The organism is Pseudomonas migulae NBRC 103157 (assembly GCF_002091715.1).
Lineage (GTDB): Bacteria > Pseudomonadota > Gammaproteobacteria > Pseudomonadales > Pseudomonadaceae > Aquipseudomonas > Aquipseudomonas migulae_A.
In genome coordinates, this window is sequence record NZ_BDAG01000026.1 from 1 (window position 1) to 24040 (window position 24040).

21 protein-coding genes and 1 pseudogene are annotated in these 24040 nt (G+C 60.4%); 5 read left to right on the top strand and 17 right to left on the bottom strand.

The window, feature by feature from the left end:
* Positions 1-178 precede the first annotated feature (178 nt).
* Entirely contained in the window at positions 179-919 is a 741-nt protein-coding gene (locus PMI01S_RS19060) for a Mut7-C RNAse domain-containing protein (protein WP_084321638.1), read from the bottom strand.
* A gap of 327 nt (positions 920-1246) precedes the next feature.
* On the opposite strand from PMI01S_RS19060, the gene PMI01S_RS19065 reads away from it, so the two are divergent.
* Positions 1247-1765, top strand: coding sequence for an HvfA family oxazolone/thioamide-modified RiPP metallophore (locus PMI01S_RS19065; protein ID WP_084321639.1), 519 nt, complete (start codon positions 1247-1249; stop codon positions 1763-1765).
* Between the two features lie 139 nt (positions 1766-1904).
* Here PMI01S_RS19065 and PMI01S_RS19070 read toward each other — a convergent pair.
* The 3 genes and pseudogenes from PMI01S_RS19070 to PMI01S_RS19080 form a co-directional block, all read right to left on the bottom strand.
* Positions 1905-2049 (bottom strand): annotated as a pseudogene (locus PMI01S_RS19070) (arsenate reductase ArsC); the annotation flags it as partial.
* Positions 2050-2070: 21 nt separating this feature from the next.
* On the bottom strand, positions 2071-4197 hold the full coding sequence (locus PMI01S_RS19075) for a TonB-dependent receptor family protein (protein ID WP_084321640.1): 2127 nt from the start codon (positions 4195-4197) through the stop codon (positions 2071-2073).
* A 173-nt stretch (positions 4198-4370) separates the two neighbouring features.
* Entirely contained in the window at positions 4371-4670 is a 300-nt protein-coding gene (locus PMI01S_RS19080) for a hypothetical protein (RefSeq protein ID WP_084321641.1), read from the bottom strand.
* 308 nt (positions 4671-4978) lie between these two features.
* Here PMI01S_RS19080 and PMI01S_RS19085 point away from each other — a divergent pair, with 308 nt between their 5' ends.
* Positions 4979-5437 (top strand): MarR family winged helix-turn-helix transcriptional regulator, encoded by a 459-nt coding sequence (locus tag PMI01S_RS19085; protein ID WP_084321642.1) that lies wholly within the window; start codon positions 4979-4981, stop codon positions 5435-5437.
* Positions 5438-5453: 16 nt separating this feature from the next.
* Here PMI01S_RS19085 and PMI01S_RS19090 read toward each other — a convergent pair whose 3' ends face one another.
* Both PMI01S_RS19090 and PMI01S_RS19095 read right to left on the bottom strand, forming a co-directional pair.
* Positions 5454-6149 carry a tRNA (adenine(22)-N(1))-methyltransferase gene (locus PMI01S_RS19090; RefSeq protein ID WP_304362841.1) on the bottom strand — a complete coding sequence of 232 codons (696 nt, stop codon included), beginning with the start codon at positions 6147-6149 and terminating at the stop codon, positions 5454-5456.
* A 101-nt stretch (positions 6150-6250) separates the two neighbouring features.
* The gene (locus PMI01S_RS19095; protein WP_084321644.1) at positions 6251-7060 is read right to left on the bottom strand and encodes a helix-turn-helix transcriptional regulator; all 810 of its coding nucleotides are present in this window, start codon (positions 7058-7060) and stop codon (positions 6251-6253) included.
* A 97-nt stretch (positions 7061-7157) separates the two neighbouring features.
* On the opposite strand from PMI01S_RS19095, the gene PMI01S_RS19100 reads away from it, so the two are divergent.
* The gene (locus tag PMI01S_RS19100; protein WP_084321645.1) at positions 7158-8129 is read left to right on the top strand and encodes a threonine dehydratase; all 972 of its coding nucleotides are present in this window, start codon (positions 7158-7160) and stop codon (positions 8127-8129) included.
* 99 nt (positions 8130-8228) lie between these two features.
* Positions 8229-8558 (top strand): DHCW motif cupin fold protein, encoded by a 330-nt coding sequence (locus PMI01S_RS19105; RefSeq protein WP_084321721.1) that lies wholly within the window; start codon positions 8229-8231, stop codon positions 8556-8558.
* A gap of 55 nt (positions 8559-8613) precedes the next feature.
* On the opposite strand, the gene PMI01S_RS31725 is transcribed toward PMI01S_RS19105, so the two are convergent.
* The 11 genes from PMI01S_RS31725 to PMI01S_RS19160 all read right to left on the bottom strand — a co-directional run bounded on the left by PMI01S_RS31725 (position 8614) and on the right by PMI01S_RS19160 (position 22591).
* On the bottom strand, positions 8614-9057 hold the full coding sequence (locus tag PMI01S_RS31725) for a hypothetical protein (protein WP_167362927.1): 444 nt from the start codon (positions 9055-9057) through the stop codon (positions 8614-8616).
* Positions 9058-9300: 243 nt separating this feature from the next.
* Positions 9301-9702 (bottom strand): GFA family protein, encoded by a 402-nt coding sequence (locus tag PMI01S_RS19115; protein WP_084321646.1) that lies wholly within the window; start codon positions 9700-9702, stop codon positions 9301-9303.
* A gap of 141 nt (positions 9703-9843) precedes the next feature.
* Positions 9844-10704 (bottom strand): alpha-amylase family protein, encoded by an 861-nt coding sequence (locus tag PMI01S_RS19120; RefSeq protein WP_371850929.1) that lies wholly within the window; start codon positions 10702-10704, stop codon positions 9844-9846.
* Entirely contained in the window at positions 10701-11690 is a 990-nt protein-coding gene (locus PMI01S_RS19125; protein ID WP_084321648.1) for an alginate O-acetyltransferase AlgX-related protein, read from the bottom strand. Before PMI01S_RS19125 ends, PMI01S_RS19120 begins: the two co-directional genes overlap by 4 nt.
* Entirely contained in the window at positions 11687-12340 is a 654-nt protein-coding gene (locus PMI01S_RS19130) for an alginate O-acetyltransferase AlgF (protein WP_084321649.1), read from the bottom strand. The genes PMI01S_RS19125 and PMI01S_RS19130 overlap by 4 nt, the downstream gene beginning before the upstream one ends.
* An 8-nt stretch (positions 12341-12348) precedes the next feature.
* Complete coding sequence (locus PMI01S_RS19135) at positions 12349-14892, bottom strand: bacteriophage N4 adsorption protein A (RefSeq protein ID WP_084321650.1); 2544 nt, start codon at positions 14890-14892, stop codon at positions 12349-12351.
* On the bottom strand, positions 14889-17003 hold the full coding sequence (locus tag PMI01S_RS19140) for a glycosyl transferase family protein (RefSeq protein ID WP_084321651.1): 2115 nt from the start codon (positions 17001-17003) through the stop codon (positions 14889-14891). The genes PMI01S_RS19135 and PMI01S_RS19140 overlap by 4 nt, the downstream gene beginning before the upstream one ends.
* Before the next feature lie 12 nt (positions 17004-17015).
* Entirely contained in the window at positions 17016-19229 is a 2214-nt protein-coding gene (locus tag PMI01S_RS19145; protein WP_084321652.1) for a hypothetical protein, read from the bottom strand.
* Positions 19230-19288: 59 nt separating this feature from the next.
* Positions 19289-20515: a non-hydrolyzing UDP-N-acetylglucosamine 2-epimerase gene (gene wecB, locus PMI01S_RS19150; RefSeq protein ID WP_235864423.1), complete on the bottom strand. Its 1227-nt coding sequence runs from the start codon at positions 20513-20515 to the stop codon at positions 19289-19291.
* Between the two features lie 634 nt (positions 20516-21149).
* Complete coding sequence (locus tag PMI01S_RS19155) at positions 21150-21575, bottom strand: hypothetical protein (protein WP_084321653.1); 426 nt, start codon at positions 21573-21575, stop codon at positions 21150-21152.
* 110 nt (positions 21576-21685) lie between these two features.
* On the bottom strand, positions 21686-22591 hold the full coding sequence (locus tag PMI01S_RS19160; protein WP_084321654.1) for an alpha/beta fold hydrolase: 906 nt from the start codon (positions 22589-22591) through the stop codon (positions 21686-21688).
* A gap of 102 nt (positions 22592-22693) precedes the next feature.
* Here PMI01S_RS19160 and souR point away from each other — a divergent pair, with 102 nt between their 5' ends.
* On the top strand, positions 22694-23707 hold the full coding sequence (souR, locus tag PMI01S_RS19165; RefSeq protein WP_174602677.1) for a transcriptional regulator SouR: 1014 nt from the start codon (positions 22694-22696) through the stop codon (positions 23705-23707).
* Positions 23708-24040: the final 333 nt, after the last annotated feature.

Sequence of the window (24040 nt, forward strand, 5' to 3'; positions counted from 1 at the left end):
AACTGGGATCCGCAGCTTCTTTTCAATAATGCCGGCTTCAAACGAGGGAGCTCCAGGATTTTCCCAGGGCTCAACGGGCCGATGTCCCAGCTGCTAAAGAGTATTGTCGACGAAGACGAAGTCTACGATCACCCGGTTCTTCTGCCCGAGGTTAAACGGTCTGGTCCGATGCGCTCGGCTATCGGTCCAGCAAGGGTGCCAGCAGTGCACACATGCCGCGCCAGTGCGAACCCTCCCAGTAAATCCGTTGGCAGGCGTCGCAGCGCAGAAAGCGCGAATAGAGGGCTCCAACCCGTGGAGGCACCTTCAGCCGGGCCAGGTCGGGGCTGATCTCGTGCAGCGGCAGGTTGCAATGCAGGCACAGGCTGAATGGCCGCGCGCTACGCGCCAGGTCGAGGCGCTCATACAATTCGCGCAGCTGCAGCGACGGTTTCAGGGCATGCACGTAACAGCCGTGGCTGATGATCCGCCGCTTGAGCAGCTCGCGGTCGCGGGTTAGCACGATGCGTCCTTGCTGCGCAGCGATCTCAGCGATCTCGCCATCCTCGAAGCCATTGTCGTAGAGGGTGTCGAAGCCGCTCATGCGCAGCAGACTGGCCAGCCCGCCCAGGTGTGCATCAGCGACGAAGCGCAGCACCCGTAAAGGTTGTGCTCGAACCTTTAGCAGCGGGCTGATGTCCAGCGCTTCGAACTTGGGATATACCGCCAGCCGGTCATCGTCGAAGATCATCCGCTCGAAGCCCACCGACTCGCCGTTTAGCAACACCAGTTCGACCTCAGTGTGCGGTATCCCGAGCGCCTCGATCATGTGCTTGACGGTCGCCCCCTGCGCGCACTTGCAGGTGAATGACTGCCGCCGCCGTTCGGCCGGCAGGAAATCGTTGAGCTCCTCGTAGAAGCGGAAAGTTGCACTGGTCATGCTGAACAGTATGGCTCTTTTGGGGCCGCTGCGTGGTCCGGAGGGAGCAAGCTCCCTCGCCACAGGAATGCGTTTGATGCGGGATTACTCAGGGGCTCCAGACCACCAGGATCAAAAGAGCGCGGCATGTGTATCGCAGTGTATCCAGAGCCGCTGTACAGATGCTGATGTACAAATGCCCCTCGATCCGGATACATCCGGGATACACGGATGCAGTCAAATAACCTGGCCTTAGCGAGAAAGCAAACGCACCTCGCACCACGGCTTACCGCCCTGGTGGCATGACCCTAAACGGCCTCACCGCACACCGTATCCGGAGTAATAACCATGTCCCGTCTCTCGAACAAATCCCGTATTGGCCTGATGGCTGTTTCGCTGGTTGGCTGCATGAACCTCGCGTCGTCCGCTTTCGCTGCTGAAGCACTGCCTCAAGGCTACCAACTCGCCGCAGCGGAAAAGACCAGTGAAGGCAAGTGTGGCGAAGGCAAGTGCGGTGCCAGCGAAACCGGCGCCAAGGCTGGTGAAGGCAAGTGTGGCGAAGGCAAGTGCGGCGCCAGTGAAACCGGCGCCAAGGTCACCAAGGCTGGTGAAGGCAAGTGCGGTGAAGGCAAATGCGGCGACGCTTCCTTTGCACGTACAGACACCGATCACGACGGCCGTGTTTCCCTGAAAGAATTGCTGGCTGTGGCCCCGAAAGGCGGTGAGGAATTCAAGGCGATGGATACCAACAACGACGGCTTCCTCTCTGAAGGCGAGGTCTACAAATTCCGCACTAACCAGTTCACCTCCAATGGCAAGAAAGTGCCGACCGAGCTGTTCACTAAAATGAGCAAAGCGCAGAACTGATAGCGGGTACTGCCGACTGCTACGACGCCGGTGTGGCGAGATAGAGTTTTCCCTATCTCGCCACACCGGCGTTTATTTGTTATTCAAAGGAATGCTCAAGCAAGGATCAGGGGTGACTCAGGCAGGCTGCAGGTTTTGCCGGGAATGCCTCGCCGGCGGCCTTGTCGCAGACGCTGATGACAATGGAAGGCGTCATTGCCTTTACTGCTCAGACCGTCAATCGCGATGCCGAACTCCTGCAACGTCGCAAGGCTGCGCGGCAGAACCTGCCCCTTGAGGAAGCTACTGAAGTGGTCCAACTCAATCTAGAGCAAACTCCACGACACCCCGACATACACGCCCAAACCTTCACCCGGCGTAGATCGTGCTGCGTCCAGCCCTTTGTCGTCATAGCCCGGAGTGACGGTGACGGCATAGTGCTTGTCAGTCAGATTGCGTATATCCAGCCAGGTCTGCCAGTCGCCCTTGACCGCGTTGTAACCCAGAGTCGCGCCGAACAGCGTATAGGGATCGGCGTAATAGCTGTTGGCGTAATCCACCGCAACTTTGGACACCCACTGCGTGTTGAGCGCGGCGAAAAAGCCTTGCGGCCAGTCGTAGCGCAGCTCGCCCTGGTTGTAGTGCATCGGCAGGCCCGGCAGACGGTTGTCACCGAAGCGGTCGTCATCGCGGTAGTGGAAATCACTGAAGGTGTAGCTCTGGCGCAGGCTCAGTTGGCCGCCATCGTCCCGCGACCACAGGGTGCTTTGCAGGCTGGCTTCCACGCCCTGGTGCACGGTGGGGCTGGCGTTGAGCTCGTAAGGCGTGGTGGCGGTGGCGTCGGGGAGCACCGAGAGCAACTCGTGGCGCACTTGGGCGAAGTACCAGGCCAGGCTCCATTGCCCCATCGCGCTGTCGCCACGGCCGCCAATTTCCAGGGTGGTCGCGGTCTGGTTTTGCAGCTTGATCGGGTCGCGCTGCGCACCTGTGGCGACGCCACTGCCTGCCGGGAATCGAATGTTGGAACTGTAGATCAGCGACCAAGGGTGTGGCGCTTCGACCGAGCGGCTGAGATTGCCGAACAGTTGCAAATCAGGCGTCAATTGATAGCGCAAGCCTAAACGTGGGGCGTAGTCCCAGTCGTTCAGGCTGGTCTTGCCGCCTCCTTGCGGATAGGTCACGGCACTTTCGCGGCGGGTGTAGATCGCGGCAAGACCGGTCGTCAGCCACAGGTCGTTGGCAATCTCCAGGTCGTTGCTTATATGCAGGACGGTGTCCGAGCCCTGATAGGTGAAATTGCGAATGTGTGTGCCTGGCGTGTAGCGGGCGGTGTTGCCGGTGGGGATGCGCACCCATTCACTCGCGCCGGCATTGGGCAGGTGCTTGGTCACTCGCAGGCCCAGAGTACTGCGGCTTTCCATACCCCAGAGTGTGTCGCGACGCTTGTAGTCGAACGTGCCGCTGACATCCGTGTACGCGACCTTCAGGCGGTTGGGCCCCTCGCGCAAGTCCATGGGATAGTCGTGGTAGACAAGGCCGGTCTGGATGCTCGAATCGTCATCGATATAGTAAGTGGTCTTGTTGCCGATGAAGGTACTGCCCGGCTGCTCGCGGCTGTCATCCCGCGACACGTAAGCGGGGTTGGCCGCCCGTGAGTCGTGCTCGATGGAGCGCTTGGTCACCCGCCCGGCGAGCTCGTTGTCGGTCTGGCGATAGCGCAGGTAGAAACGCGTTTCCAGGTTCGGGTTGAAGCGATAACCGAAGTTCGCGATGACGCCCTGGCTCTCGCTGGCGGTGTGGTCCTGGTAGCCATCGGAACTCGCGTCGGTCATGGACACGTAGTAATCGAAATCGCCCAGCACCTGACCGGAGCTGACCTGGCGTTGCTGATAACCGTGGCTGCCCATGGCGTAGCGCACCTGCAACCGCGGTGCGTTGTAGCCGGTGTGGCTGACGTAATCGATCGCGCCACCCAAGGCCAGGGCGCCCCGGTCGAAACCGTTGGCGCCGCGCAGCACTTCCACGTGGTCGAGCCACAGCGGTTCCAGCAATTCGTAGGGCGTGCCGCCCGGGCCGGTCAGCGGCAGACCGTCGAGCATGCTGTACAAACCCGAAGCATGGGCGCCTGGTGCACGGTTGATCCCCGACCCGCGGATCGAGATTTTTACTCCTTCGTTACCCGCAGACTGGGCATAGACGCCCGGCTGATACGCCAGCACATCCTGGTTGCTGGCCACGCGGCCCTGCAAGGGGCGGCGCAGATCAACCACATTGGTCCCACCGGGCACTTCGGCAAGGCGGGCTTCGGCGTCCTCGACTGACGCGTCTTCGCCGCTCCGGTCCTCAGCCCCGATCAGCACTTGTCCGAGCTCCAGGCCCTGGGCTTCGGCAACGGGCGGACAGACAAGGGCCAAGCCCAGCAGCGCAGCGGGCAAGGATTTGGGCGAGGGCATTGAGAAACTCCAGACGGACAGGAACGGGCAGTGAAGAACTGCGACGCATAGAAGAACGAAGGAAACACATGGCAATTTTGTTTTTTGGCCAGGAAACGGGGAGGGCAGGATTCTCCTGCTATCCCGTCATGCGTCGTTGCAGAAATGCGCGCCCCGCGCACATGACCGTACGCCTAGTTTCTGCACTCGGCTAACACCACCTGGCAAGTATCCGGCGTGCCACCGGAGCGGCCGGCATAGCGAATGCAGTTATTCAGGGATTTCTGGCGCGCCATGTTCAAGGTGTCCCCCCAAGCGAGGCCGCCCTCACCGGAAGTGGGCAGCGCTTTGGCATAACAGCTTGAGCCAGCGTTTGAGACCGAATAGCGAGGAGTGGGCGATTTACCTGAACATCCCGCCAGCAACGCGAGGTTGATGGCGAGCAGTGAAGGCAGGATCCATGACGAGCATTGACGTGCTGTTTTTCCGGTCATGGCGTTTACCTGCAAGAGGCGGCTAGCAGCGTGTGTGTAGTCGTGTACTTATCAGATTAGACGGTGGGCTGAGGTTGCGAGCCAAGGGCCGCGACTCCTCACCCACCGCTCGTCGTCGAGACGTCAAATAATCTTCGACACCTTGGGCCTGCCAGACCGGCCCGGCCTATTTCCTGCGGGCCCGACTGACCCTGAGCATGCCGGGTCTGGGACGCACGCGCCCCAACTGTTACTGGTTTTGGCACTTCCGACACCATCGCATACGACGTATAGTTTCAGTCTTGCAAGACTGGCCAAAGAGAATGTCCATGAAAACTACCGACAAGACAGCCGCCCTCGACCTGAAGCTTTCCGAATTCCTGTGCTTTGCGGTCTATTCCTCCAACCTCGCCTTCGGCAAGGCTTACAAGCCAATGCTCGAACGGCTGGGACTGACCTATACGCAATACATCACTCTCGTTGCGTTGTGGGAAGAAGACAATCAGACCGTTGGCAGTCTCGGCGAAAAGCTTTTTCTTGAATCCAACACCCTCACGCCAATCCTGAAGAAGCTGGAAGCGATGGGTTATCTGCTGCGCCAGCGCGACCCGGAAGATGAACGCCAGGTGCGGATCAGCCTCACAAAAGAAGGGCGAAAACTGCGTGAAGGCCTCACGGAAGATGGTTTCCCGCAAACCGGTCTTGACCCTGACGATTTCGTGCAAATGCAGAAGGCAATCGTGAAACTACGGGGCAATCTCATCCGTTCGACGAAAAACAGGGAATAAAACATCTGTAGCGGGCTCAAGCCAGCAGTTTGGTGATCCACCGGGCCTGCCGGGCGACGTCCTGCATCTTCTCCTCGGGCACGGCCTGCCGCGCTCGGGCGAAGTGGGTCAGGGTCTGCTGCTTATGACGCAGGATGCGCTGCCACTTGACCAGAAACGCGGGGCTGCGTTTCTTCATCTGCAGCGGGCCGAAGTACAGCTCCTCGGGGGTGTACATCACCGACCCTGTGCGCTCGGCGACGATGATCTCGTAGTCGAAGCGGTTTTCCCGCAGCACCTCCTCGAAGAGGATTCGGTAGCCATTTTCCATCAGCCATTGACGCAGTGGTTGCTCGCCGCCGTTGGGCTGCAGGATCAGGCGCTCCTGGCCGCTCAGGCGCGTCTTGCCGCTGTCGAGGATATCGCGGATGGTCTCGCCGCCCATGCCACAGATGCTGATCGCCGTGATTCCGTCTGCCGGCTCGATCGCCGCCAGGCCATTGCCCAGGCGCACGGTGATCCGCCGGTCCAGGCCGTTCTCGCGCACGGTGCGCTCGGCCGAGCGGAACGGCGTCTCTGCCACTTCGCCGGCCACCGCCGCCGCGATGGCGCCACGGCGCATCAACGCCACCGGCAGGTAACCGTGATCCGAGCCGATATCGGCCAGGCGCGCACCTGCTGGCACCTGCGCCGCCACGCGCTCCAGGCGCATGGACAATGTCTGTTCGTTCAACTGCCGCCCCTTTTCACCACGAACGTCCGGCACCTTTGGCCGGATCGGGACGCGATTCTGCCGAGCTACGCCGTGCATTACAAATGCCTGCTATCGGACCGTTAACCTTTACGCAACTGTGCCGGACTCACGCCAAGGCGTTGCTTGAAGGCAGTCGCCATGTGCGCCTGGGAGTTGAAACCGCAGGAGAGGGCGATCTCCGACAGGCTGGCGGTTGAATCGCGCAGTCGGGCACGGGCCTTGGCGAGGCGTCGGTCGATCAGGTAGCTGTGCGGGCTTTTGCCCGTCGCGTTCTTGAATGCCCGCATGAAATAGCCTTCGGACAATTCAAGCAATCCTGCCATCGCCTGCACACTGAGCGGGCCCTCAAGGCCAGCGTCAATGAACTCATCGAGCAGGCGCATACGGCGGTGGGTGATAGAACCCTGGAGCGGTACCGACAACGCGTCGTGCCCCTTCGCCCGTTCAGCCAGGGCAAGTGCCCAGGCTTCCCAATCGTCATCCACCGAGGCATTCAACAGCACGCTGCGCATTCGTCGCGCGAGGCTCATGGCCTGCGGATCAATACGATTGTTGAAGGCACGATCGCCCATCCATTCCATACCTTCGGTGTGTATGACCCGCAGGTACTCACCGCCGCTGGATGACTCGGACAACACGTCGCAACCGGCCGGTACGAACGCCAGGCTATTGGGCGTGGCGACGAAGGGGTGCACCCGGTCGCTGCCGATCGCGTGCAGGCCGCGCTGGCTGTCGAAGGCAAAACCGATCGCCGCATGGGTCGCTATATATCGGGCGGTGTAGGCGCAGCCGGGCAACAATTCGATCGCCCAGGGGCCGGCCTCGACACGGCGGATCGGTTCAGAAACGAGCGATGGCTGCTGACGGTTTCGATGGCTCATGAACACCATAGTAGTGAAGAGGGCGCACAAAAGTCAGGTCGGTTTTTTGAAAGCCAGCGCAGTGCACCCCTTCCTAGACTGGGAAAAACCTCAGGGAAGCTGCTTCATGAACAGACTGACTCGCGACGATATCGAACAAGCCGCTCGCCACGTATACCAGGTCATGCCCGCCACCGCCCAGTACCCTTGGCCATTGCTGGCGGAGCGGCTGGGTTGCACGGTGTGGGTCAAACATGAAAACCACACGCCGACGGGCGCTTTCAAGGTGCGCGGCGGCATTACCTTCATGCACTGGCTCAAACGCGAGCACCCGGACGTGAAGGGCATTGTTTCAGCGACCCGCGGCAACCATGGCCAGAGTCTGGCGCTGGCGGCAAGCGCGCTGGGTTTGCGGGCGTTGATCGTCGTGCCGGAAGGCAATTCGCCGGAAAAGAACAATGCCATGCGCGGCTTCGGCGGCGAAGTGGTTGAGTACGGCCGCGATTTCGATGAAGCCCGTGAAGAAGCTGCACGTCTGGCACAAGCGCATGGCCTGTACCTGGTGCCGCCATTCCACACCGAGTTGGTCAAAGGCGTGGCCACGTATGCGCTGGAACTGTTCCAGGCGGCGCCGAACCTGGATACCGTCTACGTACCGATTGGCTGTGGCTCGGGGATTTGCGCGGTGATCGCCGCCCGCGACGCGCTGGGCTTGAACACCCAAGTGGTGGGTGTGGTTTCCACAGAGGCTGCGGCTGCAAAGTTATCGTTTGAGGCGGGTGCCCTGTGCGAAACCGCCTCGGCGAATACCTTTGCCGACGGCCTCGCCGTGCGCAAGCCAGTTCCCGAGGCTTTCGCCATCTACGGGGCAGCGGCGGCGCGAATCGTATCCGTCAGCGACAGCCAGATAGCCGAGGCTATGCGCATCTATTACACCGATACCCACAACCTCGCTGAAGGGGCAGGTGCGGCGGCCCTGGCAGCACTTATTCAGGAGCGTGAAACCATGGAGGGCAAAAGGGTCGGGGTGATTCTGTCTGGGGGGAATGTCGACCGAGGGGTGTATGCGAGCGTGATTGCCTCAGGCCCTCATGCGTGAATGGATGCCTGTATCCCACAAATGCGAGGCATCTGTGTCTATCGAGAATGTCGCTGGATGGCTACGGTCTACAGACACTCTTTGATTGATGAGGCAACCATGGATCTGACGGCTGTTCCCTTTGGTACGACCGATTGGTCGACTGTCGAAGCTGTCCAGCATGCCGGACAAACGGGTACCGCCTGGTGGCGAACCTGCCAGTTTGGGTCGACCCGCGTGCGGATGGTTGAATACAGTCCCGGCTATCTGGCCGATCACTGGTGCTGGAGAGGTCATATCCTGTTGTGCCTGGAAGGCGAGTTGCACACGGAACTGGAGGATGGTCGCCAGTTCACGCTCACCGCCGGGATGAGCTATCAAGTGGGTAGCAACGCTGAGGGGCATCGATCGTTCAGCACCACGGGTGCCAGGTTATTCATTGTGGATTGATTCCGGGACTGACCTTTTCGACCCATGGCAGCCTTTTGTGGAAGCCAGGAACGCACTACTCACAGGCATCAATTACAGCTTTCCTGGCGCGTTTGATTTGCAGCTTGATGTCAGTCGTTATTCGCTGTTTTGTGACTTGCTGTTCGAGAAACAGCTGACTCTCCTGGTTTTTCAACTCTGCATCGGCTGCCGCTTCCTGCGCCTCCAGCTCGGCGGCGTGTGCCTCTATGACGGCTTCCACCTCGGCATTATTTTTTGCCGTATCCAACGCCCTGACCAATTTGCCGACCTCAGTATTCTCGGCCTCTGCCAACGCTTCGACAGACAGCCCGGCAACCATCGCCCGGGCTTGGATTTCCAGGTTTTTCATATGCTCCTGTGCAATCTTGCACACGGTATCCTTTCGCTCGCTCTCGATAGACGTCCAGGCCATAAACTCATGCGTCGTCATGATAATCACCGAGATAACGATGGCGGCCCCAATCAATTCGCCTCTCACGTTTCGCAACCTCAACCGCCAAGGGGAACAGAGTTTTCTTGAGTGATTACCCAAGTCCATTCGAGGAATTTAAAGCGTAGCAGGGCTTAGGGCTCTGAAAAGTATGAGAGGGATACCTTGCCATGGGCCTGTTGTTCGAGGGTGACAGGGTTCGTTTCGAGGGCGCGCAGCCCGGCAGCGGAATTTGAACTCCCGATCCAGGGGCTGACTCCAGTGTTTTCAAACAGCCTGGACCCGTAGCTGTTATCGAGACTGCGGCCAGTGATCCTCAATGTCATGCCATGGCGCCTTGGACGTCGCCTCGACATGCTTCTGTTTGTCGCTGGTAAAGGGCGTGTCCAGCGTACCGAGGGCTATGGATATCCAACCGGAGTATTCGCCCTGGCTATTTGACCAGAAGAGCGACGAACCGCAGCGAGTGCAAAACTGGCGCTCGACAGATTCAGAGGACGAGTAAGACTGGATCTCATCGTCACCCCGTACCAGAACAAAGTCGCCACGCAACACACTGCCGTAGCTCGCAAATGCGGCGCCATGGCTTTTGCGGCATTGGCTGCAATGGCAGTGCGAAACTGCTTTGGGGCGTGACCGCAGCTGGTATTGGACGGCACCGCAAAGGCAGCTGCCCTGCAACGTATCAGTCATTTTTAGTGGCGATCCACTGATGAGGGGACGGCACTTTAAGCGGTGGGCAGATGCAGTGTCGAGCGACTGCTCAAGGCGATTGTTCCCCGGTGCAAGAGATCGCTTTTGCCCGAAAGCACGCGCCTGACGTTTCCCTGTCTACTATCGCCCCAATTGCTCCACCAACTCAGGCGTCACGTAATGCGGCCCGTCGAACAGGTAGAGCGGGTAACCGTCATAGGCGGCCAACTGCGGTTTGAGCTCGGCGGCGGTGGCGGAACGGAATCCGCCACCGAAGTTGGGGCGGAAGGCTTCGACGATGATCCGCACCCGGTCTTTGCCCAGACGCTGGCGCAAGGCGTCGGCGTAGGTTCGGGCGACGGGTGCGGTGCGGGCGTAGACACCGACGCCATCCTGGAAAAACACGCCAATGTCATTTGGCAGCCACTGCTTGAGCCATTCGGCGGTGGCGGCGGGGCCGATATTGGCGCCGTCGTAAACGCTGATCCACAAGGGTCGCGGCAGCTTGGCGAGCAGGGCAGGCAGTTCTTTGGCGCGTGTCCAGCTGGGGTCGACTTCAGCAGGGAAATACCAGCCGGTGACGTGCAGCGGCGTCGGCAGTTTGGCGATGCGTTCCGAGACTTTAGCCAGTTGCTCGATGTTGTCCCGCGAGCGATTTTCGCTGAAGTAACCCGCCAGGCCGAGGATCACATCTTGCGCCCACGGCGCCTTGGCGATACGCGCCCAGTCGGGCAGCACTGGCACGCTGGGCAGGCCGGTACCGGGAACAAATGCCTGATCGTCGACGACGGTCCATTGCACCAGCAGTTCACGTGCACCGAGTTTTTCCCAGTGGCCTTTGATGCCGACCGTCTTGTTGTCCGGCTGCCAGACGATGCCGACAATCCCCGGGCTCAGGGCCTTGTTAGTCATGTAGAGCATGCTGATTCCTGCGCTGAGGGTGACGGCAAACAACAGCGCTGCCACGGTTGCGCGGCTGGCGGTGTAGCCAAAAATATTCACGGCAGTGCCTTGTTGATGCGTTGATGCCATTGGCTCAGTGAGGTGACGCCCTTGGCGTTCCAGTTGGCAGTCGCATCGGGGCCAAGGTGGAACTGCCCCTCATTGAATTGCCAGACGATCACTTGCGGCTTGTGTTGGGCAAAATCCGCCGACTCCAGGTATTGCAGCAGCGTAGCCCACGGGCCGACATCGCCGGGGTTCCAGGTCAGTGCGACGGGGCGGTCCAGGGCATTGGAGAGCTTCTGGGTAAAACCCAGGTAAGGCTGGACAAAGCTGTTACCAATGACTTGCACCGGTGCCGGCGCGTCATCGATCAGCAAATCGTTTTCTGCCTGATGGCGAACGGTGTAGATGTCGCGGCCAATCGCCTTGCGTTTGATTGCCGGCAGAAAGTTGCTCGCCAGGTCGCCGAACGCGCGGCGGTCGAACCACTGGCCCAGTGCGGCGCCACTACCGGGTTCGCCTTGTAGCCGGTAGCGTTTGGTAATCAGTTGCGCCGTGGCGTCGGCGGTGTTTTCGGCGCTCCAGGCGGTCCAGTGATAGTCGGCGCGGTAAAACGCGGTTTGTTTGCCTTGCTCGGTGTTTTGCAGGATGGGCTTGATGTTCAGCGTGCTCAGGCCGGCGCGAGAGAGGTCACTTTGCAAGTGGTCGTAACGCTGCATCACCGCCGCGCTGATCGGTTGATCGGCGGGCAGGCGCTGGGCATAGAACGGCGCTTTCATCGGCACCACCAGCACGACCAGCCCGATGTGTTCGCGTTCGAGTTGTTGCTGGAGTTCCTTGACCAGCGCAATGTTGCGGGCAGTGCCGGTGTTGTCGACCTTGCTCAGGCTTTCCCAGGCCGGGAACAGCCACCCGCCGTTGCCCGTGATCACTGCCGATGACGCTTGAACGGCCGTGCCCGAAAGGCTCAGCAGCAGACCCGCAATCACGGTGGAAACTGCCCGGCGAGGGGTAAAGCGATCGTGCTTGAAAGGAGAGGTCATGGCGCGGTCTGGTCCACAAGGCCAATCAATCGTGGCGCCTGGCCGGAGCCGATCAGGAACAGGCTGTAACGGTCGCCGGCCTTGAAGGGTTCCAGCTTCAACGGCAGGCTTTTGTGCTCGTTGCAGCTGGCAACCAGCGTCGCCTGCACCGGGTTGATCGTGCGCTGGGCTTGTCCGTTGAACGGCACCTGACTGAATACCGGAGCGCCATTGGCCAATTGGACGTTGGCCTTTTCGCAACCGCTGCCCAGGTTGTACACGTTGAGTTCGGCGCGCAGGTCTTTACCGCGCTGGGGCGGGTCGATCACCAGGCGTGGTGCACGTGCCGGATCGCTGTCGAGAATCAGCGTGACCCACGCACTTTTGGGTGCGCTCAGGCCCTGTATCTGGCGACCATTGACGGTGACCTGCAACGGCTGCCGCGAGTCGACGACCTGAAAGGGACTGGCCACTGTACTCGGGGCGGAGAGGGTGAGGCTCAGGCCTTGGCCTACCTGTACCTGCATGGCCGTGTCGGATGGATTGACCACCCGCAACCATGCCGAACCCTCGGGCAATTTTGGCGCGTACAACTGGGCAATTTCGGGAGCGGCCTGGGCCCACGACGGGAACAGGCCTAGGCCCAGCCACAAACAAATTCGAACGTTCATGCAAGTCCTCAATAGGAATAAGTCAGGCGACCGAATACGCCTTGAGCGCGGTCATCGCCCAACACCTTCACGCGGTATTGCAGGGAAAAATCCACGTAGGAGCGTGGGGCGTTGTACGTGTCCTCGCGGAACCAGTAGCGGACGTTATTGCCGACACCCACGCCCCCGGCCTTGCCGGACGATGATTCGGTGCTGCCGTCGGCATCGGTCCCGCTGTTCATTTTCGAGTCGTAATCGAACGCGGCCACCACATGGGGGAAACTGACCCAGCGCGAACCCGCGCCGCCAATGGCGTAGCTGCGACCGACCTGCCATTCGCTGTTGAAATAGTCCCGCGAGTCGTTGATGTAATGACCGCCTTCAGCGAAGAACTGCGAGGTCCACCAGCTGGAGGCATCGACCCGTAGATCGGTGCCCACGCTTGCGCCATAACCCAGGCGCACCAGCCAGTCACCATCGACGTCCGATGATCCAATCGGGAATGTGCGTTCGACGGCGGCCATCACGTTCAGCGACGTGAACGGTTTGACCCGGGCTCCGACGGCGCCTTGCAGCGCGTCGAAACCGGTATCCGAATCGCCGTTCTTGCTCCACAGCGTGTCGGTGACGCGGCCGTAGAGTTCGACAAAGCGAGCGTTGCGATAACCCAAAGGGCGCCAGGACAGTTCGGTGCTGTTTTGCAGGCTGTCATTGCTGCTGCTGCCGCTACTGGGCGCTGAACTCAGGCCACTGCTGGAATTGTTGCCGCGATAGCTGGTGGTGCTGGTCAAGCCGATCCTGCGCGACACATCGCCCACCGCTCGGCGGGTGTCGAACAGCTGCTGCGCAGGCATGTCCAGATCACCGGACGCTTGCGCATCGATGACGCGTTTGAAGTAGGCGACGGCTTGCTCGTCGTCATTGACCCGCATGGCGTTATAGGCCGCGTCCTGCGTGGCTGTCGGCGTGAGTCGGGTGACGGCGTCGGACTTGCGAAATGACGCGTGTGCACCGTCGTCATCGCCGGCCTGGACCGACAAATAAGCGATCTGCAAATCGCTCATCGACTCCAGTTCGCCGGTGTCCCGCGCTTGTTGCAATCGTTCGCGCGCGGTCCGGCGCTGGCCGATGGCGGCATACAGGCTGGCCTCTTCGTAAGCGGGCAAACTGCCCAGCGCCAAGGCTTGGGTAAAGTCCTGACGTGCACCGGAATCGTCGCCCGATTGCTGACGCAGGCGACCGCGTTGGGCCAACAGTTGGGCGTCATCGCCGGTGATCTTCAGGCCTTCGCTGGCCGCCGCGATGGCTTCGGGCACACGTTTCTGTTCGCTCAGAGCACTGACCAGCAGACGTCGGTAAGCCGGATTCTGCGGCGCGCGGCGAATGGCTTCACTTGCCAGTGCACCCGCTGTTGCCGGGTCTTTGCGAGCCAGCGCTGCGTAGGCCTGCCCGGCCATCTCGGTTCCGCCGTCACGCTGGTTGCCCGGCCAGATATCGCAGACCAGGCCGAACGCGGTTTCCTGACAGTTCAAGGCCGGTGCCGGGAAGCGGGCCACAGCGTTTGAGCCGTTGACTTTCTGTCGCAACGCCATGCGAGCGGCGGTGCGTCGGCGGGCCACTTCACCGTTGTCATCGTCGGCCAGCGGCTGCAGATGATCGAGCGCTTGTTGCGGCTCGCCGTGGGCCAGTGCGGTGTCGGCGGCGAAGAAACGAATGTCGCGGGTTTCTGTTGCCAGCAGGCCATCGATGGCCAGGGCATGATTCAGGTCCGCCTGGGCCGCCTGGGTTTTGCCCTGTCGATCAAGGGCATAACTGCGCAGAATCCACGGAGCGATTTCCCCATCGTCCTGGGCCAACGCGCCTGACGCGGCCAGCTCGGCGCCACGGTAGTCGTTGGCAGCGAGCAGGGCACTGATCAGCAGTTGCTGATTGGCGCCGATTTCCGGCGCCCAGGCCACGGCTTTCCTGGCCTGGTCCACGGCCAGCTGCACATGGCCTTGCTCCAGGGCGCGATACCCCGCAACCGCCAGTGGCGCCGCCAGTTGCCGACGAATCGCTTCGCGGCGCATCAGCAACGTATCGTCGTTCGGGAACACTGCCAGGGCCTGGATGGTAGCCTGATCTGCGTCTTGCAGATGTTGCTGGCGCTGCAAGGACTCGATCAGCAGCAGTCGATAATCCATGCGTTTGGGTGCCTGCGCGATAGCGTTACGTGCCGCTTGAGCCGCCGCGCCGAAGTCATCGCGATCATAGGCCTTGAAGGCTTTTGCCGCGGCACCGAAGCCGGGGGTCTGTCGGGACTGCGGATAGCGCTTGGGATGGTCACGCAATTCCTTGTCGCGCTGGGCCAGCGTAATCAGCGTATTCAGGCGCGTGATGTCGGCGCGCTGACGCAAGGCTTCGCGGGCCTTGGCGATGGCCAGGTCATAGTCTTTACGCTCATAGGCGCTGTACGCCTCGTTGGCGGTGACATAGGCCGGGCCGGTCAGTGGCAGCGGCAATGTTTCGCCGTGCACAAGCGCGGGCAGCAGGCTCAGCCCCGTGGCCATGAGGGTCAACAAGGGGCGGTTCATGCCGGAAGCTCCGCAGGGTAATGGCTGTGCTGACGTGCCACGGCCTTTTCGATGGTGGCGCGAGACAACACGCCGCTGTCGACCAGATAGTCGCCGATGCGTCCGTGACGCTGCGGGCGGTACTGCAGCATGGCGCGGTTGAACTCGTCGCGATCCAGCAGGCCCATTTCTATCAGCAGGTCACCCAGCAGTGGCGCGCGGGCATCCGGCACGGCCTGGCCATCGCGCACGTTCAGTTGACGCAACTGCGCAACGATTTCGCTTTCCCGGGCAATCAGCTGCACCGGTTCGCTACCCAATACCTCGCTGACCTGTTGCAGGCCGGCAGCCGGCAACGGGCTGGCAACGGCAACTTGTGCGCGGCCGTCGGCATTCAAGCCAAGCGGCACGACGCGCCAGCGCAGGGCGAATTCATCGTCCAGGGTCAGGGTCGACGACTGCGCCTTGCCGGCCACATCGAACACCCGCGGCAGATCGTTCTGGAAGGCGATGGCTTCCGCCAGTGTCTCGTCATCCAGCCAACCGTTGCTGAGCAAAATCCGCCCCAATGGCATGTGCCGGGTTTTCTGTTCGGTGAGGGCGCTTTGCAGATCGGTTTCGTTGATCGCCTGCCAGGACAGCAACACGCTGCCCAGCTTGCGCGGTGCGGCCGCGACCAGGTCGGTGGACGGGAAGTCGTGCATGGTCTTGTCCCACACCAGTTTGCGGTTCATCACCTTGCCGACGATGAACATGCGCCACGCGCGGGAGGCGGCCATGAAGTTGACGAAGTTGCCCACGACCATGCGCGGGATCGACAGCAAGCCATGCTGCCAGCCGTACAGCACGGTGGTGAAATAGCAGCGGTGGGCGATACGCCAGGCCAACGCAATACCGTTGGCCAGCAGCAGGTATTTGATGAAACCGTTGGTCTCGAACGGCGTCGGGAAACTCACGTCCCACAGCCCGCTCTGGCGCAGGATGATCAGGCCCAGCAGTTGCACCAGAATCACATAGGCGATGATGCTGACGAACGCGGTCACCACGCCTTTGCGGTCGCGGAACAGCAAATAGCGGTTGGCCAGCGAGCCGTTCCAGCCCATTTGTTCCCAGCCTTGCAGGCCGATGCCCAGCGTCCAGCGAGCTTTCTGGCGAAAAGCGGTGCGAAAGGTATCGGGAAAGAATTCGCGCACGCACAACGGCATCTTCAGGGTCGATTCGTAAGGCTTGCGAAACCAGGATTTGCGCAGCACGCGAAACTGCACCGGGAAACGCACGAAGATCGCGTTCATGCCGACCTTGGCCAGGCGTGCGCCAACGTCGTAGTCCTCGGTGAGGCTGTCGGTGTTGAATGGCTGGTTCTGGGTTTCCCCGGCCAGCACACGCAGGGCGCGATGGGAGAAACAGGTCCCGACCCCGGCGGACGGCACGGTATCGGTCATGCTTTCACGCACCACCAGATCCTTGCCGTGCCATTCGGCGAATTCATCCATGTAGGTGCCGGCCACCCATTCGTACCAGTTGCGCTCCAGTGACACCACGGGCAACTGAATCATGTCCTTGCGCGGCAGCAGGTAGTTGAACAGGCGCAATTCCATCGGGTGCAGCACGTCTTCGCTGTCGTGCAGAACCACGCCGGCGAAGGTCATGCCGTGGGTTTTTTCGTGCAGGAAGATCGCCTGAATCACCCAGTTCAGGCAGTCAGCCTTGCAGGTCGGCCCGGCATGCGGGACTTCCACGCGATGCAGTTGCTTGTAGCGCCGACGCATGCGCTCCACTTCATCGATGGTGCGCTGGTCGTTGATGTAGGTGCCGACGAAGACCACATAGTTCTGGTAATCCAGGGTCGACACCATGTTCTCGATCATCGGCGCGATGACGTCGTATTCCAGCCAGGCCGGGACCATGATTGCCAGCGGCTGTTCGTCCCGGGCCATCAATTGCTCGGCGGTCAGCGGCCGGTATTTTCGGTCCACGGTGAACTTGCGAAACAGACGGCGAGACCAGTACCACAGGTCAATGAACAGATCGTCCAGGCTGGAGATCAGGATCAGTATCGCGACCACGATGGTCGAGATCTCCAGGAAGCTGTAGTAGTGGGCCAACCAGTAGGGCCAATAAAGCGACGTCATCGAAGGGTTCCGTTACTGGCGATTGCGACGGGCGTTTCGGCCAGCCAGCAACAGGATGAGAACCAACAGGATGCCACCCGGAATCAGCCACAACAGCGACGGCGTGCGCCAGGCGTCGAGACCCTTGGGTTCATCGTTGTCGATCAATTGGCTGCCGCTCGGGTCCTGGGTGTCGAAGGTGGTCAGTGCACCGTTGTCACCGAGGATCGCCACGTCGCCGCGGGCCAGCAGAATCGGTTTGGCGAAGCGTGGCGAGTCAGTGCCCAGCGGTCGATAGACCAGACCGTGCTGTCCGCCGGCATTGACCACTTGCAACGAGGTCAGGTGGTTGAGGGGATGCACGTCCAGCAGCACCTGATCCTTGTGATTGATGCGCAGGCGACCCTGCTCATCCGCTTTTACCGATTCCTTGCTGTCCATGATCGGCAGCTCGAAGGCGAGGAAGGCTTTGTCCGGCGTGACCGATATCTTTGGATCGGCACTGACTTTCAGTTGTGCCCGCAGTGGCGAGACCCCGGCGCCGTCGGCCACCGAAATCACTTGCGGCAAGCTGCTTGCCGGGTGGTCGAGGTAGGCCTGGGGTACGAGGATTTGCGTGTCCATGGCAAAGCGCGCGGCCATGCCGGAGAAGTCATCACCCAGGGCCGTTTTATCCAGCACGATGTGGCTGGTCGGCAGCACCGAGACCGGGAAGGCTTGTGGCGTTTCCAGGCAGCGGTCACTCACTGGCTGGCGCTGGAACGACACGCGCAAGACGTTCGTTGCACCCACCGCATATCGCGGGATACGCGCTTCGATACGTTGCATTTCACCGTTGGCCACGAGCTGTTGCGCGCCAATCAGATAGTCGTTGAGAAACAGCGAGGCCACCGGGGCGGTGTCCGAGGCGCCCGGCGCGGCAGACACATCGATCACAGCCTTGACTGGCAAGCGGCCGTCATAGGCCACGCTGCCCAGAGGGAATGAAGTGCTCCAGTCGGATTTGGCCAGCACGTCGATAGCGCCAGGATTACCGCCCAGGCGCGACAAGGCCACACGGCCGTCGGCGCTCAATGGCAACTGAGCTTCGCTGACCGTCAATTGGCGGCTGCGTGCCAGTGTGTTCCAGGCGGAACTGAACAAGGCCAAGGCCTTGCCGGTGGCTTGCGGCGCGATCATCAGCACCGGGCGTGTGCCCAGTAGCGCCAGGCGCACGTTGTCAGTACCGGTGGCGGCCAGACCTGCGTTGATATGCCGCTCACGCCACTGTGTCAGCGCGTTGGCTGCCGTGGCGTCAAGACCTTGAATCTGGCTCTGCAGCGCGTCCAGAGATGCATTGACGGCCTTGAGCAGTTGCGGGTCGTTGATGGCCAGGTCCGCCTGGACGTTCGGCGTCTGGCCCAGCATCAGCAGGGCGCCGATTTGTGCAGCGTCTGCCAGCGTGTGCGAGCCTTTGCCGTTGAGGCTGGCGAATGCCGGAATGCTCAGCAACTCAGCCGGAATACGCAGGCCGCTGAGGTCAACGCTGTCTTGAATGGCAGGGAAGGGCAGGATGCGGCCGTGCTTGCCGATCCGCTCCAGCGCCACCCCGAGGCGCCACGCCGCATCGTAGCTTTCGGCGGACAAGGTGCCGGACGCGACCATGATGCCCGGTTTGCCCGGCAATGCCGTCCACGCGGCGCCAACGTCCTGCAACTGGCTGGCGTCGTAGCTGTAGGTGAGGCGCGTGTCCGGTTCGATACGCAACACGTTGCCGATGGCGCGTTCGTCTTCGCACAACACGCGGGACACGATGGACGACCAGGCAATGCCCAGGCGCAACGAGCCGCTGTCCCGCGGTTTTTTGTCCACGCCCAGCGTGGTGCTGGCATCGCCCTGAGGTTCGCTGAGCCCTTCGGCGCGCACCGGATAACCGTCCAGCGACAGCAGCAGCGTGTTGCGGCCGCCTTCACCATTGAGATAGCTGGCGTTGAAATTCAGGGTGGCCTCCGTCAGCGGCACACCCGCCGGCACAGGCAGATACAGCTCGCGACGGGCATCGGTGGAGCCGAGGATGATCGGCGCGTCGATCCCCAGATCGCTCAAACGCACCACACGCTCCTGGCGAGTGTCGGCGTTGAGCCGGTTGATCGCCTGGGTGAGCGGGCTGTCCGCGGCCAAGGCAAAGGTCGGCATGAGCGCGAGCAGGCTCACGCCACAGGCAAGGGCGCTGAGCGCGCCCGTATGGATGGCAACGGAAGACTTCATTCAGGTAGATCTCGAGCTGATAAGGGGAGGAGCGGTTCGGTTTAAAGAGAGGTGTTGGCCTAATGTCGATCTGTAGGGGCGAGCTTGCTGGCGATGGTCGTTAACGATGGCGCATATCTACTGGCCGAACGCGGCGTTCTTGAGTCCATCGCGAGCAAGCTCGCTCCTACAGTTCCCAGGGATCCGGGCAGCGCAGGGACCACGATGAAATCATCGACCGGGCGCCCCATCAGGGCGTCGACGATGCGCGCACTGGCCTTGCCATCGCCGTAAGGGTTGGCTGCCAGAGAGCATCGCCGCCACAGCAGATCGTCATCGAACAGCGCGTTGACGCCGGCGATGATCGAGTCCGGCGAGGTGCCAACCAGGCGAACCGTGCCCGCCGCTACCGCTTCCGGGCGTTCCGTTACGTCACGCATGACCAGCACCGGTTTGCCCAGTGACGGCGCTTCTTCCTGCACGCCACCGGAGTCAGTGAGGATCACGTGGGCGCGTTGCATCAGGCGCACGAAGGCCAGGTAATCCAGCGGCTTGATCAGGTGCACGTTGGGCAGGTCGCCCAGTTGCTCGGTGATCGGGCCGATGACATTGGGGTTCAAATGCACCGGATAGACGATCTGGATATCCGCACGCCGGGCCAGATGACTCAGGGCCTTGCAGATATCCAGGAAGCCTTCGCCGAAGTTTTCCCGACGATGCCCTGTGACCAGCAAGACTTTGCGGCCGCTCTGCAGGTACGAAAACTGCTGGTCCAGACTGGCACGCAAGTCGGCGTCCTGCTCAATGCGTTGCGCAGTCATCTGCAACGCGTCGATCACCGTATTGCCGGTCACGAAGGTGCGACCCTGCAGGCGTTCGTCGAGCAGGTTCTGGCGCGACTCGAGGGTCGGCGCGAACAACATGTCTGCACCCAGGTCGATGCAGCGACGGTTCATTTCTTCCGGCCACGGGCTGTAGATGTCCCCGGTTCGCAGCCCGGCCTCCACGTGGCCGACCGGAATGCGTCGATGAAATGCCGCCATCGCGGCGACCATGGCCGAGGTGGTGTCGCCATGCACCAGCACCCGGTCCGGGCGGACCCGTTCCAGCACTGGGTCAATCGCGGCGTATAACGCCGCGGTCAGCGAGTTGAGCGTCTGGTGCGGCGTCATCACATCAAGGGTGCAATCAGCCTTGAGGTCGAACAGATCCAGCACCTGTTTCAGCATGCTTTGATGCTGGCCGGTGACGCAGATCTGCGAATCAATGCCCGGCTCCGCGGCAAGGGCTTTGACTAACGGCGCCATCTTGATGGCTTCCGGACGGGTCCCGAAGATCGAAAGGATTTTAATCTTTTGGCGAGCGATGATGCCTTCCTCGCGCAGTTTTAGTGCGCAACACAACAGCGGCCCAGTTTTATTGGAACTTGAGCAAGCTAGCGGTAATTGGATTTAATTAAGGTCGGGTCATCGGCGTGCGAAGTGAATTGATGTTCACTTCAGGTGAGAGAGTGCGTTGCCTGGAGCCCGGATCGCCGAATTATTAGCATCGAAGAACAGTATTTAAAAGTGTTATATATATTTTTTTATTAAATTCAAAAGTTTGAAACTTTTGAAATTGTGGTCGGTCTTTTATAGTTTTTCGATATTTCAGCACAGTTATTGTTGATTATTTTAGTAAGTGTAAGGCGATGATTTAAAAGTATTTATTTAAAATGGTAGTCCGTTCGTCGGGGCGTATGAATTATCCCGACTGTATAAGGGTCGGGGCCGTGCTGTAAGTCAGCGGCCTTCTGGAGTATAGCGGGTAATAGTCACTTAAGTGACGCCTGTATATTGTCATGGCGTAATAATTTTTATGGATGATTCGTAAGTGTTTTATAAATGTCCTGCTTCAATTGGCAGGGTAAGTGTTTTGGTCGCCGGAATAAAACCTGGGTAATTACTTCGCTTTCCAGTGACCACCGCCCGACTCGCAATCGATCTTCACCTGGCTCAAGTGCTCGGCGTCGTAGTAATACGTCGTCACTTGGGCATTGTCGGGAATGTTGAGCGACTTGGCATTCTTGTCCTTACTGGTGGAATGAGGGTTGGCCAGCGACTCCTGAGTCAAGGTCGCAATACAGGTGGCTTGATAATGCTCGTCGCACTGGTCGACCTTTTTCCTGGTGCTGGTCGTCATTTCCTTGCTTTCATTGCTGCAGGACCAATCGATGGAATTTACCGGCATGCCTTCGTACTCATAACAGCTATGGGATTCGACTACAGGCACGGAAGGGCTTTGGGAGCGGGTCAGTACGTCGCAGCCTTCAGCGAAAACCAAGGTAGGGCCTAGGCTGGCGATCAGAAGCAGAACTCTACTGTTCATCGGGATTTCCTCTCCAGTGGCGCCTTGCCGGATCAGGGGTCAGCGCTGATAAAGTTTCGAAAACACGATGGCGCGAGGGGTTCAATTCGTTTTTGATCGGCGACAGGCTGTCACTGCAAAAAGTCTCGAATCGCTTGAATGGTCTGCGTGGGCGCTTCTTCCATCAGCCAATGTCCTGCTCCTGGAATCACTACTTCCGTGACCTTGTCCGCCGCGTTGCGCATGACGATGGCTTCGTTGTTGCCAAAGGATTTTTCCCCACCGATCGCCAGCACCGGCATGGTCAAGCGCGTCTTCATCGACGCTTCGTTGTCCAGCGCGTCCTGACGAATGCTGCGGAACTGCGCGAACGCCGCATGCATCGCGCCGGGTCGTGCGTAGAGTCTGGCGTAGTGCTGACGGGTTGCCTCGTCGACCTTGGTGGGGTCGCCGGCAAACTCGTTCCAGAAGCGATCCAGGTAGACGCGCTCACGCCCGGCCACCAGGCGCTCGGCATCCGGGCCACCGAAGTCGAAGTGCCACAGCATCGGTGACCGCACGATATCGTTCCACGGCGGGATGCCCGGCACGGGCGCATCCATCACCACCAGGCGATCGGTTTGCTGCGGATAACGCGAGGCGTAGGCGAAGGCGACCATGGTGCCGATGTCGTGGCCGATGACCACCGAGTGTTCGATACCCAACGAGGCCAACACCGCACGCACATCACCCGCTTGCGTCTTCTTGTCGTAACCGCTTTCTGGGATCGACGACAAACCCATGCCGCGCAGGTCCGGCACCACGACGGTGTGATCCCTGGACAGGTCGGCAGCCAGTGGCGCCCACATGTCGCCAGTGTCGCCGAAGCCGTGCAACAGCACCACAGCGGGACCCTTGCCGCCGATGCGGACATGGATTTTCGCGCCTTCTACCGGGATGTCCTGAGTGCGGAAGGAAGTGGGGAAGGGAGGCACGCCGGCATGGGATGGAAGGCTTAGCGCAAGAAGCAGGGTAGCCGTCAGCATAGTGCGAATCATGGCGCTGTCTCCAGATGAACCGATTGGAGGAGCGTAGCCCGTTTTGCGATATCCTGAGGTACCAGAGTCCCTGTCCGTTAACGCAACCGAGTGCCACACACCTTGATCGAACGACGCCAATTCAGCGGAGGCATGAAGGGGAAGAATCTTCGCTATCTGAACGATAACCCCGGCGAGCCTGTTCAAATGACACGGACAGGCTTTTTGCTGCTCGAACATTTCTCGCTGCCTGCTTTTACCCAGGCGCTGGATACGATCGTCACCGCGAATCTGCTACGACCCAAACTGTTTTCGTCCCGCACGTTCGGCTTGAACGACGGGGAAGTCGTCAGCGATCTGGGGCTGGTCATTCGCCCGGATGCGCGCATCGATTGTTCGGTGATTCACGACCTCGATCTGCTGGTCATTTGCGGTGGCTACCGAACCGAGTTGAAAGCGACTGATGAGTTGATCAGCCTGTTGAGAGCGGCCGCCGACCAAGGTGTCAGCCTGGCTGGATTGTGGAATGGCGCATGGTTCCTCGGGATCGCCGGTTTGCTCGACGGTTACCGTTGCGCGATTCACCCCGAACATCGCCCTGCGCTCGCGGAAATTGCCAAGGCCACGCACGTCACCAGCGAGCCTTTTGTCATCGACCGGGACCGGCTCACGGCGTCCAGTCCGTCAGGGGCTTTCCACATGGCGCTGGACTGGATCAAGGGCTTGCACGACAAGGCGCTCGTCGAGGGTATTGAAGACATCCTCGCGTTCGAAGAGTCCCGCTACCGGCGCATCAAACCGACGGAAAATGTCTGTGTGAGCGCTCCCTTGCGCGAGGTGGTGAAGCTGATGGACGCCAACCTCGAAGAGCCGCTGGAGCTGGAACAACTGGCGGTCTATGCAGGGCGTTCTCGTCGACAGCTGGAGCGTTTGTTCAAGGAGCAACTCGGTACCACGCCACAGCGCTATTACATGGAGCTGCGGATTACCGAGGCGCGTCGACTGCTCCAGCACACGGAGCTGTCCCAGGTGGATGTGCTGGTGGCGTGTGGCTTTGTGTCGCCGAGTCATTTCAGCAAGTGCTATAGCTCGTATTTCGGGTACAGGCCGTCGAAGGAAACGCGGCTGGTCAAGTAAGCCTGTAGGAGCGAGCTTGCTCGCGATGGACTTCAGAGCACCGCGTTTAGTCAGATAACACGCGTTTTCGTTAACGACCATCGCGAGCAAGCTCGCTCCTACATAGGCCTATATCGTTACGACATGCGTTGTCGTACGACTATATGATTCCCTAAATGCCCACTGACACTCACCGACGGCTGAATGCTGTCAGGCACCGTAGTCTGCGCCGTTTGGCGAAAATTTCATTTTCAGCGGCGCGCAATGTCGAGACGAACGGCAATTTTCCAGATTGACAGCCGGGTAGGGGACTCGCTATAAAAGGCGAAGTTGTACGATGACATACGATGTTAC

What these genes read in the sequence shown, in the direction of transcription:
- PMI01S_RS19080 (WP_084321641.1), bottom strand. Translation starts at nt 4,670, where the DNA reads ATGACCGGAAAAACAGCACGTCAATGCTCGTCATGGATCCTGCCTTCA.
- PMI01S_RS19130 (WP_084321649.1), bottom strand. Translation starts at nt 12,340, where the DNA reads ATGAACGTTCGAATTTGTTTGTGGCTGGGCCTAGGCCTGTTCCCGTCG.
- PMI01S_RS19125 (WP_084321648.1), bottom strand. Translation starts at nt 11,690, where the DNA reads ATGACCTCTCCTTTCAAGCACGATCGCTTTACCCCTCGCCGGGCAGTT.
- wecB (WP_235864423.1), bottom strand. Translation starts at nt 20,515, where the DNA reads ATGGCGCCGTTAGTCAAAGCCCTTGCCGCGGAGCCGGGCATTGATTCG.
- PMI01S_RS19140 (WP_084321651.1), bottom strand. Translation starts at nt 17,003, where the DNA reads ATGACGTCGCTTTATTGGCCCTACTGGTTGGCCCACTACTACAGCTTC.
- PMI01S_RS19155 (WP_084321653.1), bottom strand. Translation starts at nt 21,575, where the DNA reads ATGAACAGTAGAGTTCTGCTTCTGATCGCCAGCCTAGGCCCTACCTTG.
- PMI01S_RS19115 (WP_084321646.1), bottom strand. Translation starts at nt 9,702, where the DNA reads ATGACTGATACGTTGCAGGGCAGCTGCCTTTGCGGTGCCGTCCAATAC.
- PMI01S_RS19100 (WP_084321645.1), top strand. Translation starts at nt 7,158, where the DNA reads ATGAACAGACTGACTCGCGACGATATCGAACAAGCCGCTCGCCACGTA.
- PMI01S_RS19135 (WP_084321650.1), bottom strand. Translation starts at nt 14,892, where the DNA reads ATGAACCGCCCCTTGTTGACCCTCATGGCCACGGGGCTGAGCCTGCTG.
- PMI01S_RS19105 (WP_084321721.1), top strand. Translation starts at nt 8,229, where the DNA reads ATGGATCTGACGGCTGTTCCCTTTGGTACGACCGATTGGTCGACTGTC.
- PMI01S_RS19075 (WP_084321640.1), bottom strand. Translation starts at nt 4,197, where the DNA reads ATGCCCTCGCCCAAATCCTTGCCCGCTGCGCTGCTGGGCTTGGCCCTT.
- PMI01S_RS19160 (WP_084321654.1), bottom strand. Translation starts at nt 22,591, where the DNA reads ATGATTCGCACTATGCTGACGGCTACCCTGCTTCTTGCGCTAAGCCTT.
- PMI01S_RS19145 (WP_084321652.1), bottom strand. Translation starts at nt 19,229, where the DNA reads ATGAAGTCTTCCGTTGCCATCCATACGGGCGCGCTCAGCGCCCTTGCC.
- PMI01S_RS19065 (WP_084321639.1), top strand. Translation starts at nt 1,247, where the DNA reads ATGTCCCGTCTCTCGAACAAATCCCGTATTGGCCTGATGGCTGTTTCG.
- PMI01S_RS19095 (WP_084321644.1), bottom strand. Translation starts at nt 7,060, where the DNA reads ATGGTGTTCATGAGCCATCGAAACCGTCAGCAGCCATCGCTCGTTTCT.
- PMI01S_RS19060 (WP_084321638.1), bottom strand. Translation starts at nt 919, where the DNA reads ATGACCAGTGCAACTTTCCGCTTCTACGAGGAGCTCAACGATTTCCTG.
- PMI01S_RS19085 (WP_084321642.1), top strand. Translation starts at nt 4,979, where the DNA reads ATGAAAACTACCGACAAGACAGCCGCCCTCGACCTGAAGCTTTCCGAA.